General features: G+C 70.9%; 12 protein-coding genes and 1 riboswitch. Of the genes, 8 read left to right on the forward strand and 4 right to left on the reverse strand.

Features of this window, described 5'->3' with window-relative positions:
• The first annotated feature begins 37 nt into the window (after positions 1-37).
• From FL583_RS20295 to groL, 6 genes are all read left to right on the forward strand, one after another.
• On the forward strand, positions 38-2839 hold the full coding sequence (locus FL583_RS20295; protein ID WP_142706276.1) for an alpha/beta fold hydrolase: 2802 nt from the start codon (positions 38-40) through the stop codon (positions 2837-2839).
• A complete protein-coding gene (locus FL583_RS20300) occupies positions 2836-3678 on the forward strand; it encodes an ABC transporter permease (RefSeq protein ID WP_142706277.1) in 843 nt (280 codons plus the stop codon). Before FL583_RS20295 ends, FL583_RS20300 begins: the two co-directional genes overlap by 4 nt.
• A gap of 90 nt (positions 3679-3768) precedes the next feature.
• Positions 3769-4560, forward strand: coding sequence for a sporulation protein (locus FL583_RS20305; RefSeq protein ID WP_205752300.1), 792 nt, complete (start codon positions 3769-3771; stop codon positions 4558-4560).
• Between the two features lie 245 nt (positions 4561-4805).
• A riboswitch (SAM riboswitch) is annotated at positions 4806-4930 on the forward strand.
• A 10-nt stretch (positions 4931-4940) separates the two neighbouring features.
• Positions 4941-6227 (forward strand): threonine synthase, encoded by a 1287-nt coding sequence (gene thrC / locus FL583_RS20310; RefSeq protein WP_142706279.1) that lies wholly within the window; start codon positions 4941-4943, stop codon positions 6225-6227.
• A gap of 452 nt (positions 6228-6679) precedes the next feature.
• On the forward strand, positions 6680-6886 hold the full coding sequence (locus tag FL583_RS20315) for a cold-shock protein (RefSeq protein WP_142706280.1): 207 nt from the start codon (positions 6680-6682) through the stop codon (positions 6884-6886).
• Between the two features lie 382 nt (positions 6887-7268).
• A complete protein-coding gene (groL, locus tag FL583_RS20320) occupies positions 7269-8897 on the forward strand; it encodes a chaperonin GroEL (protein WP_142706281.1) in 1629 nt (542 codons plus the stop codon).
• A 233-nt stretch (positions 8898-9130) separates the two neighbouring features.
• Here groL and FL583_RS20325 read toward each other — a convergent pair whose 3' ends face one another.
• The gene (locus tag FL583_RS20325) at positions 9131-11494 is read right to left on the reverse strand and encodes a S8 family serine peptidase (protein WP_142706282.1); all 2364 of its coding nucleotides are present in this window, start codon (positions 11492-11494) and stop codon (positions 9131-9133) included.
• A gap of 78 nt (positions 11495-11572) precedes the next feature.
• Between FL583_RS20325 and FL583_RS20330 the strand changes: the two genes are divergently transcribed.
• Positions 11573-13294, forward strand: coding sequence for a glycerol-3-phosphate dehydrogenase/oxidase (locus FL583_RS20330; protein WP_142706388.1), 1722 nt, complete (start codon positions 11573-11575; stop codon positions 13292-13294).
• Here the strand turns inward: FL583_RS20330 and FL583_RS40230 are convergent.
• Positions 13291-13452: a hypothetical protein gene (locus FL583_RS40230; protein WP_170323760.1), complete on the reverse strand. Its 162-nt coding sequence runs from the start codon at positions 13450-13452 to the stop codon at positions 13291-13293. The two genes, FL583_RS20330 and FL583_RS40230, sit on opposite strands and share 4 nt — an antisense overlap.
• Before the next feature lie 212 nt (positions 13453-13664).
• Here FL583_RS40230 and FL583_RS20335 point away from each other — a divergent pair, with 212 nt between their 5' ends.
• On the forward strand, positions 13665-14210 hold the full coding sequence (locus FL583_RS20335; protein WP_170323773.1) for a type 1 glutamine amidotransferase domain-containing protein: 546 nt from the start codon (positions 13665-13667) through the stop codon (positions 14208-14210).
• Here the strand turns inward: FL583_RS20335 and pgfA are convergent.
• Together pgfA and FL583_RS20345 are read right to left on the reverse strand one after the other, a co-directional pair.
• Entirely contained in the window at positions 14170-15339 is a 1170-nt protein-coding gene (gene pgfA, locus FL583_RS20340) for a cell envelope lipid trafficking protein PgfA (protein ID WP_142706283.1), read from the reverse strand. The two genes, FL583_RS20335 and pgfA, sit on opposite strands and share 41 nt — an antisense overlap.
• A 101-nt stretch (positions 15340-15440) precedes the next feature.
• The gene (locus FL583_RS20345; protein ID WP_142706284.1) at positions 15441-16964 is read right to left on the reverse strand and encodes an aminotransferase-like domain-containing protein; all 1524 of its coding nucleotides are present in this window, start codon (positions 16962-16964) and stop codon (positions 15441-15443) included.
• Positions 16965-17016: the final 52 nt, after the last annotated feature.

Below are 17016 nucleotides of genomic sequence, written 5' to 3' on the forward strand. Positions count from 1 at the left end.
CTCAGGAACGTCAACCTAGGGTGATCCTGTGACAGGGATGCCCGGACCGGCGCGCACGGGTTGGCGCGCAGTGGTCACCGTCAGGCGAGTTCTCACCACGGTGGCCGTGATCGTCGCGGTCGCCGCGCTGATCGTCTGGATCCGCTGGCCCGACGGGGAGTCGGTCCGGACGACGTCCGCGATGGTCACCGTGCAGTCGGGGCCGGGCCGGAACCAGCCGATCGCGCTGGACACCTCGGTCTTCGTCCCGTCGAGCGCCTCGGCCGACCATCCGGTGCCCGCCGTCCTGCTCGCCCACGGGTTCGGCGGCAGTAAAGACAGCGTCGCCGCGCAGGCCCGCAAGCTGGCCGGTCAGGGCTACGTCGTGCTGACCTGGAGCGCGCGCGGGTTCGGCCGCTCGGGCGGCACGATCTCCCTCGACGACCCGGACTACGAGGTGAACGACGCCCGCGCGCTGATCGACCGCCTGGCCGACCGGGACGACGTCGAGCAGGACGGTTCCGGTGACCCGCGGGTGGCCGTGGTCGGCGGCTCGTACGGCGGGGCGCTGAGCCTGCTGCTGGCCGGCTACGACCAGCGGGTCGACGCGATCGTCCCGCAGATCACCTGGAACGACCTGCCCAACGCGTTCTTCCCCGAGTCCACCGGGGCCGGGCCGGCCGACGGCGTGTTCAAGCGCTCCTGGGCCGGCCTGTTCTTCGGCAGCGCGGGGGCCGGTGGCGGGAACCCCAGCGACCTGGCCGCGCTGCTGGGCGCGCGCTCGGACTCGAACGGCGAGATCGACCCGGCCAGCATCGACCCGGCCAAGGCCGAGGAACTCGTGCAGTGCGGCCGGTTCTCGCCCGACCTCTGCCGTCTGTACCTGCAGGCCGCGACCACCGGGCGGGCCACGCCGGAGATCATCCGGCGGCTCGACCGGGCCAGCCCGGCCGGCATCTTGAACCGCATCAAGGCGCCGACGCTGCTGATCCAGGGCCAGGCCGACACGCTGTTCCCGCTCTCCGAGGCCGACGCCAACGCCCGCGGGATCGCCGCGACCGGCACGCCGGTGAAGGTCGCCTGGTACGCGGGCGGCCACGATTCCAGCCCGTCGACCCGGGAGTCCGACCGCATCGACGCGCTGACGCTCGACTGGCTTCACCACTACCTGCGCGGCGGCGGTCCGAAACCGAACACCGACTTCAGCTACACGACGGCCGGCGCGATCAGCGTCCGGGACACCCGGCCGACCACCCGGATCTACACGCTCAACGGTTATCCGCCGCAGGGTGACGGTTATCGGGTCCGGCTCTACGGCCCCAGCCCGCAGCCGATCGCGAACCCGCCGGCCGGCACCCCGGCCGCGCTCTCGTCTTTGCCCGGCACCGGCGCGCTGACCAGCCGGTTGTCCAGTGCCGGCATCGACGTCCCGGGGCAGTTCGCGAACTACACCGGGGTCGAGCTGTCCCGCTCGATCGACGTCGCCGGGGCGCCGACCGTGCAGATCCAGGCCGCGTCGCCGACCGGTGAGGCCGTGTTGTTCGTCAAGCTCTACGACGTCGATGCGGACGGCCGGGCCACGCTGCCCGGCGGGGCGGTCGCGCCGGTGCGGCTGACCGGCCTGCCCCGGTCCGCCGACCAGCTCGGGAGCCGGTTGCCGGTGACCGTGACGCTGCCGACGCTCGGCCACCGCTTCGAGTCCGGGCACAGCGTCCGCCTGGTGATCAGTACCAGTGACCAGGCCTACGCCGGGCCGGTGACGCCGGCCGTCTACCAGGTGGCCGTGGCCGCGAACAGCCTGCACCTGCCCGAGGTGACCCCGGTGCCGGTGGCGGACGCCACCGGTACCTGGCTGTGGGTGCTGGCCGGCCTGCTGCTGCTCGTGGTCCTCGGAGTGACCTCGGCCGTGCTGATCGTCCGCGCGCGCCGGCGGACCTCCGCCGTCGACCCCGCGACCGCGGAGGTCCCGCTGACCGTCCGCGGGCTCCGCAAGGCCTACGGCGACGGGTACCTGGCCGTGCGCGACCTGTCGTTCACCGTCGAGCCGGGGCAGGTCGTCGGGCTGCTCGGGCCGAACGGCGCGGGCAAGACGACCGCGCTGCGGATGTTGCTCGGGCTGATCCGGCCGAGCGGCGGCGAGATCCTGGTGTTCGGGCACCGGATCGGGCCCGGCGCGCCGGTGCTGTCGCGGATCGGCGCGTTCGTCGAGGGGCCCGGCTTCCTGCCGCACCTCTCCGGGCTGGAGAACCTGCGCCGGTACTGGCAGGCGACCGGGCGTCCGGCCGAGTCGGCCCGGCTGGACGAGGCGCTGGAGATCGCCGGGCTCGGCGCCGCCGTCGAACGCAAGGTGAAGACGTACAGCCAGGGCATGCGTCAGCGGCTGGCGATCGCGCAGGCGATGCTCGGCCTGCCCGACCTGCTGGTACTCGACGAACCGACGAACGGACTCGACCCGCCGCAGATCGCCGAGATGCGCGAGGTGCTCTCCCGGTACGCGACCGACGGCCGCGCGGTGCTGGTCTCCTCGCACCTGCTGGCCGAGGTGGAGCAGGTCTGCACGCACGTCGTCGTGGTCAGCAAGGGCACCGGCGTTGCCGCCGGTCCGGTCGCCGAGATCGTCGGCGAGGGCCGGTCGGTCCTGGTCGGGGTCAGGTCCGGCGATGAGGAAGTTGCACTCACGGCGCTGCGGGCGATGCCGGGCGTCTCGGTGGCCCAGCCGAACGGGCACGGGCTCGTCGTCGAGCTGGCCGGGGCGGAGCGGGGAGACGTCGTGCGGGAGCTGGTCGGAGCCGGGGTCGGAGTGGAGCGGCTGGTCGCGCGCCGCCGTCTGGAAGACGTCTTCTTGGAGCTGGTGAAATGAGCGTCGCTTTCCGGCCTGGGCGGACGTTGAGTTTCGGCGCCGAGTTCGCGCGGCAGCTGACCCGGCGGCGGACCCAGATCGCGCTCGGGTTCCTGGTCGTGTTGCCGCTGATCCTGGTGGCGGCGTTCAAGGTCGGGGTGCCGTCGGATCCGGATTCGGCCCAGGAGGGCGCCAGCATCGCCGACGTGGCCACGTCCGGCGGGGCGAACTTCACGCTGTTCTCGATCTACGTGGCGTCCAGCTTCCTGCTGCTGGTGGTCGTCGCGTTGTTCTGCGGTGACACGGTGGCCAGCGAGGCGAGCTGGGGGACGCTGCGCTATCTGCTCGCGTCTCCGGTGCCGCGCGGGCGGCTGCTCCGGCAGAAACTCACGGTCGGTCTGGCCTACAGCGGATTCGCGCTGCTGCTGTTGCCGACCGTGGCAATGATCGCCGGGACGCTCGCGTTCGGATGGCATCCGTTGCGGACGCAGCTCGGTGCGGATATTCCGGCGCTGGAGGCGCTCGGTCGCATTCTGCTGGCGGTCGGTTATATCGCGATCACGCTGCTGCCGGTCGCCGGACTCGCGTTCTACCTCTCGGTGCGAACCGATGCGCCGCTCGGTGCGGTGGGTGGGGCCGTGATGCTGTGGATCATCTCGAACATTCTCGAGGCGGTCACCGCACTCGGGGATCTGCGCGGGCTGCTCCCGACTCGGTACGGAACGGCCTGGCTCTCGTTGTTGTCGTCACCGATCGATGCAGAGGACATGGTGAAGGGGACGGTTTCGGCTGTCGTCTACACGACCGTCTTTCTCTCGCTGGCCTGGTGGCGCTTTCTCCGCAAAGACATCGTGAGCTAGTCGTATCTCTGACGGGTGTGTGCCTTTGTGGGACGCGAACTGCGAATATGACCGCGAGTAAGCACGACCGACTCGGCAAAGGATCGCGTGATGTTCAAGAAGCTCTCGGCGATGTTCGGCGGCGGAGCGTCCGTCGACACGGTGCTCGCTACCCCGCAGACGCAACCGGGCGGTGTGCTCCGGGGCGAAGTGCGGATCGGCGGCGGCAACGTCGAGATGGTCGTGGACCGCGTCGAGTTGGAGCTGGTCGCGCGGGTCGAGGTCGAGGGGCAGACGCTGGGCGGCGAGGACTACGAGCACAACACGAACCTGGCGTTCCAGCGGCTGCACCTCGGGCACCGGTTCAGCCTGCAGCCGGGCGCGTTCCACGCGGTGCCGTTCGAGCTGGCGGTGCCGTGGGAGACGCCGATCACGAGCGTCAACGGGTACCCGCTGCACGGGATGCAGCTCGGGGTGCGGACCGAGCTGGAGCTGGCCGGGGCGCTGGACAAGGGGGACATGGACCCGATCCAGGTGAACCCGCTACCCGCGCAGGCGCGGCTGCTGGACGCGTTCAACCGGCTCGGGTTCCAGTTCAAGGGGGCCGACCTGGAGCGGGGGACGCTCTACGGGTCGCGGCTGCCGTTCTACCAGGAGATCGAGTTCTACCCGGCGCACCAGTACGCCGGCGCGGTCAACGAGCTCGAGGTCACGTTCATCTCCGGTCCGCAGTCGATGGACGTGCTGCTGGAGCTGGACAAGCGCGGTGGGTTCCTGAGCTCCGGCAGCGACGCGTACAACCGCTTCACGGTCCAATACGCCGGCGCCGAGGACCTCAACTGGGAGCAGTGGCTCCACGAGCACCTACAGATCCTCACCCAACGCCGCGGCCTCTTCCAGTAGTGGGCGGCCCGCCCAGAACGACGGGGACAGCCGCGCCACCCGACTTGAGTACGACCAGTACGCGACGTCGAGTGGCGCGGATGTCAGCGCCGCCCTGGGCGGGCTCCAGCTTCAAACAAGGAGCACGGCACCGCCGCTGTGTGTAAAGAGGTCAGCACAGTGAGCTAGGCAACTCCCATCGGCTGGGAGGATCCGCGACACGAATCGGAGCGCGCGCCGTAAACTAGGCGACACAACTTCATACGAACTCATCCAGAGGGGCAGAGGGACACGGCCCGGTGAAGCCCCGGCAACCATCGCATCACTCGCTACGGCGAGGCGGGTGCGACAGGTGCCACTTCCGTCCCGGTGAATCCGGGAGAGATGAGGCAAGCCTCGCCATGACGTCACTTCTCGCTGCCCAGACCAATGCCGGCCACGGCGCCTCCAGCCCGGCCCGCGTCCTGCGCTGTCGCAACTGCGGGGCCGAATACCCGCTGATCGCGGTCCACGCCTGCGCGGAGTGCTTCGGTCCGCTGGAAGTCGGCTACGACGCCGACGCGCTCGCCGCGGTCACCCGCGCGCAGATCGAGTCCGGCCCGAACAACATCTGGCGCTACGCGCCGCTGCTCCCGGTCGGCCAGAACCCGGACGACCGGGTGAGCCTGAACCCCGGCCTGACGCCGCTGGTCCGCGCCGACCGGCTGGCCGAGGCGATCGGCCTGAACGCCCCACTCTGGGTGAAGGACGACTCCGCCAACCCGACGCACTCGTTCAAGGACCGCGTCGTCTCGCTCGCGCTGACCGCGGCCAAGGGGCTCGGCTACAACTCGGTGGCCTGCGCGTCCACCGGCAACCTGGCCAACTCGGTCGCCGCCCACGCGGCCCGCGTCGGCTGGCAGGCCACGGTCTTCATCCCGTCCGACCTCGAGCCCAGCAAGATCCTGGCCTCGGCCGTCTACAACCCGCGCCTGGTCGCGGTCGACGGCAGCTACGACGACGTCAACCGGCTGACCAGCGAGCTGCAGGAGGACGACGCGTTCGAGTCGACCGCGTTCGTCAACCAGAACGTCCGGCCGTACTACGCCGAGGGCTCGAAGACGCTGGGCTACGAGGTCGCCGAGCAGCTCGGCTGGCGGCTCCCGGCCCAGGTCGTGGTGCCGATCGCGTCCGGTTCGCTGCTCACCAAGGTCGACAAGGCGTTCGGCGAGCTGGTCAAGGCCGGCATCGTCGACGAGCGGGCCTACCGGGTGTTCGGCGCCCAGTCGCTGGGCTGCTCGCCCGTCTACACCGCGTTCGCCGAGGGCCAGGACGTCGTCCGGCCGGTGAAGCCGACCGGCATCGCGAAGTCGCTGAACATCGGCAACCCGGCCGACGGCCCCTACGTCCTGGACGCCGTCCGGCGCACCGGTGGGGCGATCGCCGCGGTCGACGACGACGAGATCCGGGCCGGTATCCGGCTGCTCGCCGAGACGACCGGCATCTTCGGCGAGACGGCCGGTGGCGTCACGATCGCCGTCCTCAAGAAGCTGGTGGCCGAGGGCGCGATCGACCGGGACGCCGAGACCGTCGTCTTCAACACCGGTGAGGGCCTCAAGACCGCGGACGCGGTCGAGAGCCAGGTCGGGCCGACGCACCGGATCGAGCCGTCGCTGCGCAGCGCGCGCGAGGCCGGCCTGCTCGGGTAGCCCGCCTCTCGAACGGCTCCGCACAAGTGATCCAATGCTCTGTGCGGAGCCGTTTGTCGTTTCGCTTTCAACGCCTATTTCCGCATAAATAGAACGAACGGGTACGTATCTCCGGTAATTGCTTATGAACTAGTTGGTAATAAGCCCGGATCTGAATTCCCGGTATACCTCTTACCCAGACCAGTGGGAGGCGTGGTTCTGCTGGGAAACCCCAGTAATACGGTTTCCGGGTAGCGTCCGTTATCGCATCGGCAGAAACTTCCCCAGTAACCGCGGCCTTTTCGTAGCGTCACTTCCGCGCTGCTTAGAGGTCCGGTACCGTCCTGACCGGTCGCAGTTCGTTCTTGCCAGTGTTCGTGCGTTTGCTAGTGCGGGGCTCTTGGACGAAAGACCCGGGACGCATGGTCAAGGAGTGCGTCTCCGCGGGCAACAGCAAGTGAGGGAAGTGCACAGTGGCGCAGGGCACTGTCAAGTGGTTCAACTCCGAGAAGGGCTATGGCTTCATCGCCGTCGACGGCGGCGCTGATGTCTTCGTCCATTACTCGGCGATCATGATGGACGGGTACAAGGCTCTCGAAGACGGCCAGCGGGTCGACTTCCAGGTCACTCAGGGGCCGAAGGGTCCGCAGGCGGAAAACGTCAAGGTCGTCGCCTCCTAGGCGCAGGTTCCGTCTGGTTCGTTTCGGGCTGGGCCCGTTCCGGTGGGGTGACCGGAACGGGCCCCGTCTGTTTTCCGCGCTACCAATTCGTATTCCCGAGCCGGCGGCCGACCCGCGGGCGCCCTCGAGGGCGCCGCGAGCGCCCCCCGGGGCCTGCTCGGACGCCTGGTGTTTCCTTGCACTCCCCTGGGTCGAGTGCTAAACAGGGGGTTGGCACTCGGTAGTCTTGAGTGCCAAGGGTCGGGAAGGTGAGGCTCCTGACTGGCCGGTCCGTGCCGGCGCAGTGGGGGGTCGTCCGTCGCGGGCACCGTTCCGACCGTGCAGTCTCCGGTTGTCCGTGCGCGGCATCCGGGGGTCCGACACCATCGGAGGACATCACCGAATGGCCAAGTTGATCGCGTTCGACGAGGAGGCTCGCCGCGGCCTCGAGCGGGGCATGAACCAGCTCGCCGACGCCGTGAAGGTGACGCTCGGCCCCAAGGGCCGCAACGTCGTCCTCGAGAAGAAGTGGGGCGCGCCGACCATCACGAACGATGGTGTGTCGATCGCCAAGGAGATCGAGCTCGAGGACCCGTGGGAGAAGATCGGCGCCGAGCTCGTCAAAGAGGTAGCCAAGAAGACCGACGACGTCGCGGGTGACGGCACCACCACCGCGACCGTGCTGGCCCAGGCGCTGGTCCGCGAGGGCCTCCGCAACGTGGCCGCCGGTGCGAACCCGATCGCGCTGAAGAAGGGCATCGAGGCCGCTGTGGCTTCGGTTTCCGAGGCGCTCGGCAACGCGTCGAAGGAGATCGAGACCAAGGAGCAGATCGCCTCCACCGCCTCGATCTCGGCCGCTGACACCTCGGTCGGCGAGATCATCGCCGAGGCGATGGACAAGGCCGGCAAGGAAGGCGTCATCACCGTCGAGGAGAGCAACACCTTCGGGCTCGAGCTCGAGCTCACCGAGGGCATGCGCTTCGACAAGGGCTACATCAGCCCGTACTTCGCCACCGACACCGAGCGGATGGAGGCCGTCCTCGACGACCCGTACATCCTCTTCGTCGAGGGCAAGATCTCCACCGTCAAGGACCTCCTCCCGCTGCTGGAGAAGGTCATGCAGGGTGGCAAGCCGCTCGCGATCATCAGCGAGGACGTCGAGGGCGAGGCCCTCGCGACGCTGATCGTCAACAAGATCCGGGGCACCTTCAAGTCCACCGCCATCAAGGCGCCGGGCTTCGGTGACCGCCGCAAGGCGATGCTGACCGACATGGCCATCCTCACCGGTGGCACCGTCATCAGCGAGACGATCGGTCTCAAGCTCGAGAACACGACGATCGACCTGCTGGGCCGCGCCCGCAAGGTCGTCGTGACCAAGGACGAGACCACGATCGTCGACGGCTTCGGCGACGCGGAGCAGATCGAGGGCCGGAAGAACCAGATCCGGGCCGAGATCGAGAACTCCGACTCGGACTACGACCGCGAGAAGCTCCAGGAGCGCCTGGCCAAGCTGGCCGGCGGCGTCGCCGTCATCAAGGTCGGCGCGGCCACCGAGGTCGAGCTCAAGGAGCGCAAGCACCGCATCGAGGACGCGGTGCGCAACGCCAAGGCCGCCGTCGAGGAGGGCATCGTCGCCGGTGGTGGCGTCGCTCTGCTCCAGGCGTCCAGCGTCGCGTTCGAGAAGCTCGAGCTCTCGGGCGACGAGGCGACCGGGGCGAACATCGTCAAGGTCGCTCTCGAGGCTCCCCTCAAGCAGATCGCGGTCAACGCCGGTCTCGAGGGTGGCGTCGTGGCGGAGAAGGTGCGCAACCTTCCGTCGGGCCACGGCCTGAACGCCGCGACCGGCGAGTATGTCGACCTGGTCGGCGAGGGCATCATCGACCCGACCAAGGTCACGCGTTCCGCGCTGCAGAACGCCGCGTCGATCGCCGCGCTGTTCCTCACCACCAACGCGGTGGTGGCCGACAAGCCCGAGAAGGCGGCGGCTCCGGCCGGCGACCCGTCGGGTGGCATGGGCGGCATGGACTTCTGAGTCCGTAGCGCCGGCCCCTTCGGGCCGGTCGCCTGGGGCGGGTCCGGGGTTTCCCCGGGCCCGCCCTTTCGCGTGCGGGGTGGCCGCGCGGATTGACGGGCTATCGGGGTTCTCCGGGGCCCGGAAGGCCCGACAACCCGTCAGACCGCGGAGCGGCCCGCGCCCGCGGCCCGGAGCGGCCCGCGCCCGCGGCCCGAAGCGGCCCGCGGCCCGCGGACGCCGAGGGGCGCGCGTCAGCGGGGGCGGGTGGCGGTGGTCTGGCGGGCCAGGGTGACGGCGGCGGACGCGTCCACTTCGCCCGCGCCCAGCACGTTGCGCTCGCTGCCTCCGCAGGCGCTGGTACCGCCCAGGCTCGCGTCCTGGGCGCTCGCCCGGAGCAGGGCCGCGGTCCGCGTGACGTCGCCGCGCAGCGACGGTGCCGCCTGCCAGACCAGCGCCACCACGCCCGCCACCTGCGGCGTCGCCATCGACGTCCCGGACAGCCGGGCGTACCCACCGCCGGGCCAGGCCGACAGCACGTCGACGCCCGGCGCGACCAGGTCGGGCTTCGCTTCGGAGTCGCTCGGCACCGGGCCGCGCGAGGAGAACGACGCGATCTCCTTCTTGTCGTCGACGGCACCGACCGTGAACACCGAGTCGTACCGGCCGATCGGGTCGGTGATCGTCCGGCAGCGCGGCCCGGAGTTGCCCGCCGCCGCCACCACGAAGATGCCGGCGGCCCGGAGCGCGTTCGTCGCCGGCTCGAGCGTGTTCGCCCCGCAGCCCTCCAGGTCGGGGCAGCCCCAGGAGTTGCTGAGGACGTCGGCCGCGCGGGCCGGGTCACCGTCGGTGAACGGATCGCCTCCGGTGCGGAACGGGGCCAGCATGAACTGCAGACAGCCCAGGTAGTAGGCCGGGTTGCCGAGCGGGCGGGCCAGGTTCGCGCACCCGATCCAGGTCGCGCCGGGAGCCACGCCGACCGTCTTACCGACCGCGCTGGCCGCGGTGTGGGTGCCGTGCCCGTTCGGGTCGGTCGGGGTCGTCGTCGAGAACCACGGGTCGTACCAGCTGTCGGCGCCACCGCGGTAGCCCGGGCGCAGCGTCGGGTGCGTGACGTCGACGCCGCTGTCGGAGAAGCCCACCGTAACACCGCGGCCGTCGACGCCGTCGGCCCAGGCTTCCGGGGCCTTGATCGTGAGCAGGTTGGCCGGCGGGCCGGTCGGGGTCTCGTCGCTCGCCGCGCCGGGTCCGGCGAGCTCGGGGATCGGGCGGAGCTCGGGGTTCGGGCGCACCGACGCCACGTCGTCGCGCGCGGCCAGCACCGCCCTGACCACCGGGGTGTCGTCCACCTCGATGGCGTTGACCAGGTAGAACGGCGTCGGGTCGGCTCCGGCCTTCCGCAGCGCGGAGAGCAGCGGCGCCTGCGTCCGGCGCGCGTGTTCGACCAGGCGGTCGTAGACCGCCCTCCGGCGGGCAGTGAGGTCGGTCGTGTTCGCGACCGCGGTCAGGTCGGCCTGACTGCTCAGGACGACGAAGAGCCGGTCGCCGAAGAACCCGGCCCGCCCCGGCCCCACCCACACCGTCGCCGAAGCCAACACGACGACCGCCACGGCCAGCCCGGCCAGCACGCGCCCCCGCCCCCGGGCGGCCACGACCGGGACCGTCCGGCGGGTGCGCAGCACGAGGACGATGGCCGCTACCGCGCCCGCGACCAGCGCCAACCACGCCGAGACACCCGTCGCCACGGCTGCCCAGCGCGGGACGTCGCCCGGAATCAACAGGACCGAGATCTCCTCGGCGTCCGCAAAACCGAGCGGGCCGTAGGCACACGCGGCCACCAGCAGCAGGCCGGCCCACCGCCCCCGCGGTTCGGTGACGGCCAACGCCAGGCCGGCGGCCGGCAGCACGCCGAGCAGCAGCACCTGCAGGCCCGGCGTACCGAAGGCCCCGGCCAGCAACGTCAGCGGAACCGCGACGACCAGCGCATCCAGCACCAGACCGGCCACCGGCCCACCCACCGGCACCCGGACCGGACCAATCCGGCGCAGCCGGGAGGCCAGCGCGCCGAGCGCGAGCGCGGCCAGCAACGCGGCGACCGCGTCCAACGGGCTGCCGAGCGCCCCCACCCACCACCACGGCAGCAGCACGAGCAGCCCGACCGCCAGCGAGGCCAGCACGCCGATCCCACCGACCCGGGGCCGCGCGGGCTCACCCCCGGAAACCCCACCCCGGACGACGAACACCAACCCCAGCGCGACGACCGCGAACAGCACCGACGTCGACGTGTCCCCGAACGACCAGGGCACGACCCGCACCAGCCCGAGCACCGCCGCACACCCGGCCGCGAACGTCCACGACCGCGCGATCCCCCGGAGCACCGGACGCTTCACCAGCACCCAGGCCAGCGCCGCCGGCCCACCGGCCACCAGCGCGACCACGACCGACAGCAGCGGCCAGTAGGCACCGGGCACCTCGTACCCGGTGGCGGTCAGGACCTCCTCGACCCCCCAGCCACCGACCTGACCGACCGCGGTCACCCCGGCGGCCCAGACCCCGGCGAGTGACACCGCGGTCGGCGCGATCCAACGAGGCACCCCGGGCGTCGCGTTCGGCTGCATGGGCGCACCGTATCGGCCCTGCTTGATCCGGCGACAACCGTGGCGACGTACCGTGGAGCGGTGAGTCGGAATCCGCAGGTGTCCCGCTTCGCCGCCAGTCAGCTCGGTCCGGAGCAGCGCGTCGCCGCACTACAGCGGCTGCGTGACGAGACGTTCGACGTCGTCGTGATCGGCGGGGGCGTGACCGGGGCCGGAGCCGCGCTCGACGCGGCCAGCCGAGGCCTGTCGGTCGCGCTGGTCGAGGCGCGCGACTACGCGGCCGGGACGTCCAGCCGGTCGAGCAAGCTCATCCACGGCGGCCTGCGCTACCTGGAGCAACTCAACTTCAGCCTGGTGCGGGAGGCGCTGGAGGAGCGCGGGCGGCTGCTCACCACGCTCGCCCCGCACCTGGTGCGCCCGACGCCGTTCCTGCTGCCGCTCGAGCACCACGGCTGGCAGCGGCTGTACTACGGCGCCGGGGTCGCGCTCTACGACACGCTCGGGTCGATCCTGGGCACCGCCCGGGGCGTGCCCCGGCACAAGCACCTCACCCGCACCGCGGCCCGCCGGCTGTTCCCGAGCCTGCGCCGGGACGCGCTGGTCGGTGCGATCCGCTACTACGACGGCCACGTCGACGACGCCCGCTTCGTGCTCACGCTGGCCCGCACCGCGGCGTCCTACGGGGCGGTGGCGGCCACCAGCACGCGGGTCGTCGGCCTGCTGCGCAACGCCCGCGAGGTCGTCGGCGTCCGCGTGCGCGATCTGGAGACCGAGGACGAGTTCGAGGTCAAGGCCCGCACGGTCGTAGCCGCGACCGGCGTGTGGAGCGACGATCTCTCAGAGATGCTGCACGAACGCCCCGGCCTGCGGGTCCGGGCGTCCAAGGGCGTGCACCTGGTGGTGCCCCGGTCGGTCATCTCCGGGGACGTCGGCCTGATCCTGCGTACCGAGAAGTCCGTGCTGTTCGTGATCCCGTGGGGCGGGCACTGGATCATCGGCACGACCGACACCGACTGGGACCTCGACCGGGCGCATCCGGCCGCCTCCAGCGTCGACATCGACTACATCCTCGACCACGTGAACGCGGTGCTGGAGCGTCCGATCACGCACGACGACATCGAGGGCGTGTACGCCGGGCTGCGTCCGCTGCTGGCCGGCGAGGACGAGGCGACGTCGAAGCTCTCCCGCGAGCACGCGGTCGTCGAGCCGATGCTCGGGCTGATGCTGGTCGCGGGCGGGAAGTACACGACCTACCGGGTGATGGCCGCGGACGTCATCGACAAGGCCGCCCACCGCCTGCACGACGTGCCGGAGAGCCGCACCCGGGACATCCCGCTGATCGGCGCCGACGGCTACGCGGCGATGTGGGCGAACCGGGCCGACCTCGCGCGCAGGCACGGAGTGACCGTGGGCGCGGTCGAACACCTGCTCGAGCGGTACGGGACGCTCACCACCGAGCTGCTGGCCTCGATCGACGAGGACCCGCGGCTGGGGCAGCCGGTGAGCGGCGCGCCCGAGTACCTGGCCGCCGAGATCGCCTACGCCGCCTCGCACGAGGGTGCGCTGCACCTGGACGACGTGCTGACCCGCCGGACCCGGATCTCGATCGAGACCGCGCACCGGGGGATGGACTCGGTGGAGGACGTCGCCGACCTGCTCGCGCCGGTGCTCGGGTGGGACGCGGCGACCCGGCGCCGGGAAGTGGAGCACTACCGGGCCCGGGTGCAGGCGGAGCGGGAGTCACAGCGGATGCCCGACGACCTGACCGCGGACGCGGCCCGCCTCGGCGCTCCGGACGTGCGTAAGCCTGCCGCTTCTTAGTGGTGCACTTCGTCGAAGAGGCTGGAGTGGCCCTCGTAGACGGGCTCGAGGTCCTCGTCCTTCGAGCGGTTACGACCCCACAGCGCCGTGCCCATGATGCCCGCGATAACCGCGACCGTCAGCACGGTGAAGAGCGTCAGAACCAGAGGTGTGCTCATAGGGCCAGCCTCCGACCTCCGGGCTCGGGCGTCAAGCGCCCTAGACCGTTCGGTTGAACGCTTAAGGTCCGAGCGAGGGATCAGCTGACTCAGCGCCACTAGGCAATTTAATCTGCGTCGCTTTCACGGTCATCGGCTGTCTTGGCGTCTCCAGTTTGGGCTCGTTATCGGCGGGAAAGCCACGGCGGACCAAAGACGACGAAAGGCTGACGATGGCTACGCAATTGAACGGTGCACGGGTCGCGTTCGTGGCTACCGACGGCGTCGAGCAGGTGGAGCTCGACCAGCCGTGGGCTGCGGTAACGGATGCCGGCGGACAGCCCGAACTGATCTCGCTCGCGGACGGGAAAATTCAGGCGTTCAACCATTTGGACCATGGCGACACGCGTCAGGTCGATCGTGTTCTCGACGATGTGGACGCAGACGATTACGTTGCGCTCGTTCTTCCTGGCGGTGTGGCCAATGGGGACTTCGTCCGGGTGGACCACCGGGCCGTGAGTTTCGTCAAGGATTTCTTCACGGCCGGGAAGCCGGTCGGTGTGATCTGTCACGGCGGATGGGTGCTGATCGAGGCCGGTGTCGCGTCCGGACGGACGGTGACGTCGTGGCCGAGCCTGCAGACCGACTTCCGGAACGCCGGGGCGGAGTGGGTGGATCAGGAGCTCGTCGTGGACGAGAACCTCGTGACCAGCCGGAAGCCGGATGATCTGCCGGCGTTCACGAAGGCGGTCGTGGAGAAGATCGCGGCGGCGGTCTGAGGGGTTCTTCGGGGGCTCGGTGCCGGCCGGTCGGGCGTTCGGTCTCCCCGTCGAGATAGGGGCGGACGTAGCGGCTGAGCGGCCGGTCGGCGACCGGGATCTCGTCGGTCGCGTGCCGAGCGCTTCCGCCGCTCCAGCGCTCGGGGGCGCGCTGCCCGATCGGTAGGGCGCGGGAGGTGCTTCTCGGGGGTGCCGGGCTCACCGGGGCAGGGGTTCGGGCGGCCGCGCGGTGGCGGGGCCGTGGGCGTCTCCACAGCAGCAGCGCCACGCCGAGGGCGGCGAGGACTCCGCCGGCCCCGATCGCCCGGAGCGGCCACCGCTGCACCAGCTCGATCCGTCGTTTGCCGTCGGTGACCAGGGCGAGCGTCTGCGCGTCCGGGTGTGCGCTCCGCAACGTCCCCGCGAACACCGTCGCCCGGTCCTGGTTCCGCGAGTTGCGCAGCGTCGTCCTGGTCGTCACCTGCAACGCCAGCGGCGTTCCGGTCACCGGCTCGACCCAGTACGTCCTCGTGCTCTCGTTCCACACCGGAGCGTCGAAAGTGCGCGGCTCACCCACCAGTGCCCCGGTGTCGGTCTGGGTCCGGATCTGCCGGGCGGGGGAGTGCGTCACGAACCGGTAGACGGTGTGGCCCGCGACCGTGTCGGTCCCGGCGTACCTCGCCGGGTTCGCGGTCGACGACGTGCCGTCCCAGAGCGTCAGGTCCCGCTGCGGCGTCCCGAACGGGAACTTGAACAGGTAACCCGAGTGCTCGGCCGGCGTCTCGTCCACGGACTCGTCGCAGCAGTTCACCGCCGCGCCCGACCGCCGGTCGATCGCCGCGTGCTCCACCGATGCCCGGATGAACTGACCGTCCGCGGTCGAGATCACCTGCGACAGGTCGACGACCAGCACGCGGTCGGTGCTCTCGGAGACGTCGGCCCGGACCGTCTGCCGCAGGACGACGTCCGCGGTCTTCTCCCGGACCGCGGTCAGGTCCAGATAGGTGGCTCGCCCCGGTAGGTCGAGCGTGCTGTAGAGATCAATGGGGACGACGACCAGCCGGTCGTAGGCCCAGTACCGGATCGCGCCACCGAGAACGGCCAGGAACAGACCCAGGCAGATGAGGGTGAATCCGATGCCGCGCCGCATGGCCAGGCAAGTTACCAGCTGGTAACGCGAAAGTCGGCGAAGTCGAACGAATTGGACAAGTCAACCGCGGTTCACACCAGCGTGAGTGACAAGATTCGAGTTCAGACGACCGGCCGCAGGCGGGGCTCCCACGGCAGGTGCCGGTCGAGCTCCGTCCACGCGGCCGCGAATCGGCGCACGACCTCGGCGAGGAACTCGTCGGGAAAGCAGTACGGCAGACGCAGGTGGGAATCGTGCCCGCCGGACACGTCCATCGAGCTCCCCGGAATCGCCTCGACGCCGTGCCGCAACGCGATCTGCGTGAACGTGCCCGCGTCCACGCCGGGCATCTCGATCCACAGCGACGGCCCCCCGCGGGGCGTCTGCCAGCGCCAACTCGGCAGGTGCTCGGCCAGCAGCGCCTCGATCGTCGCGAGCTGCGCGCGCCGCTCCGGGACCCGTCGCTCGATCAGGTCTTCCAGGTCGGGCACGATCCGGGCCGCGACGAGTTGGTCGATGATCGGCGAGCCGAGGTCGGCCAGCGCCTTACGTCGGGCCAGCCGGCTGATCACGTCGGACGACGCCCGGGCCCAGCCGACCCGCAGACCGCCCCAGACCGACTTCGACAGCGACCCGAGCTGGATGAGCGTCACCGGCCGGTCGCCGGCCGCGGCCGCGAAAGCGGGCAGCGGCGGCGGCACGTCGTGCCCGAGGCTGACGCCCGAGAGCGTGTCGTCGGCGACGACCACGACGTCGTGCTCGGCCGCGAGCTCGACGATCCGGCGGCGCCGGGCGGCCGAGAGCAGGTTCCCGGTCGGGTTGTGGAACGTCGGCATCAGGTACACGAGGTCGATCGGGCTCTCGGCGAGCACGCGGGCCAGCGCCTCGGTGCGGACGCCGTCCTGGTCGATCGGGATCGGCACCAGCGTCGCCCCGGCGCCGCGGAACACGTCGTAGCAGGCCGGCCAGCCCGGCGCCTCGACCGCGACCCGCGCACCCGGCCGCAGGTAGAGCTGGGCGATCAGATCGACGGCCTGGTGCGCGCCGGTCGTCACCAGGATCTCGTTCGGCGCGCTGGGCAACTCGATCCGGGTCAGGTATCCGGCGATCGCCTCGCGCAGCCGGGGGATGCCGTGCGGCTGGTAGCCCGGCTCGATCATGGCCGCGGCCAGGTCGTGGCGCGCGACCTCGTCCAGCGCGACCGGGACCACGCTGTCCGCGCTGCCGGCCGCGGAGGCCAGCGAGAGGATGCCTCCCGGTCCGTCGATGAGTCGTTGGAACAGCTGGGCCGACTGACCGCCGGGCACCCGGCCGTCCCCACCCGGAAGGCGGTTGGCGCGCGCGGTGCGCGCGATCCGGGTGCCGCTGCCGCGGCGGCTCTCGACCAGGCCCTCGCCGCGGAGCTGATCGTAGGCCGCCACCACGGTCGCGCGGCTGACCGCCAGCACGGCGGCCAGCCGCCGCTCGGCCGGCAGGCTGCTGCCGGCCGGGAGCGCACCCTCGGCGATGCCGCGCCGGACGGCCGCGGCCAACTGCTGGTAGAGCGGACCCTCTCCGACAGACCAGTCACTGATCACGTGGACGAGCCGCGATTCGTCATTGGACCGGTCGTCGTCGTCGGAATAACGGTCCACCTCGGCAGTCATTGGCACTGTCCTCTCGCGGGTCGTGCCACCATCATTGCCGGTGTTGGACCGG

Source organism: Cryptosporangium phraense (assembly GCF_006912135.1).
Lineage (GTDB): Bacteria > Actinomycetota > Actinomycetes > Mycobacteriales > Cryptosporangiaceae > Cryptosporangium > Cryptosporangium phraense.

Coding starts and splice junctions, on each gene's coding strand:
- FL583_RS20345 (WP_142706284.1), bottom strand. CDS start 16,964: ATGACTGCCGAGGTGGACCGTTATTCCGACGACGACGACCGGTCCAAT.
- FL583_RS20335 (WP_170323773.1), top strand. CDS start 13,665: ATGGCTACGCAATTGAACGGTGCACGGGTCGCGTTCGTGGCTACCGAC.
- FL583_RS20300 (WP_142706277.1), top strand. CDS start 2,836: ATGAGCGTCGCTTTCCGGCCTGGGCGGACGTTGAGTTTCGGCGCCGAG.
- pgfA (WP_142706283.1), bottom strand. CDS start 15,339: ATGCGGCGCGGCATCGGATTCACCCTCATCTGCCTGGGTCTGTTCCTG.
- FL583_RS20325 (WP_142706282.1), bottom strand. CDS start 11,494: ATGCAGCCGAACGCGACGCCCGGGGTGCCTCGTTGGATCGCGCCGACC.
- FL583_RS20305 (WP_205752300.1), top strand. CDS start 3,769: ATGTTCAAGAAGCTCTCGGCGATGTTCGGCGGCGGAGCGTCCGTCGAC.
- FL583_RS40230 (WP_170323760.1), bottom strand. CDS start 13,452: ATGAGCACACCTCTGGTTCTGACGCTCTTCACCGTGCTGACGGTCGCG.
- groL (WP_142706281.1), top strand. CDS start 7,269: ATGGCCAAGTTGATCGCGTTCGACGAGGAGGCTCGCCGCGGCCTCGAG.
- thrC (WP_142706279.1), top strand. CDS start 4,941: ATGACGTCACTTCTCGCTGCCCAGACCAATGCCGGCCACGGCGCCTCC.
- FL583_RS20295 (WP_142706276.1), top strand. CDS start 38: ATGCCCGGACCGGCGCGCACGGGTTGGCGCGCAGTGGTCACCGTCAGG.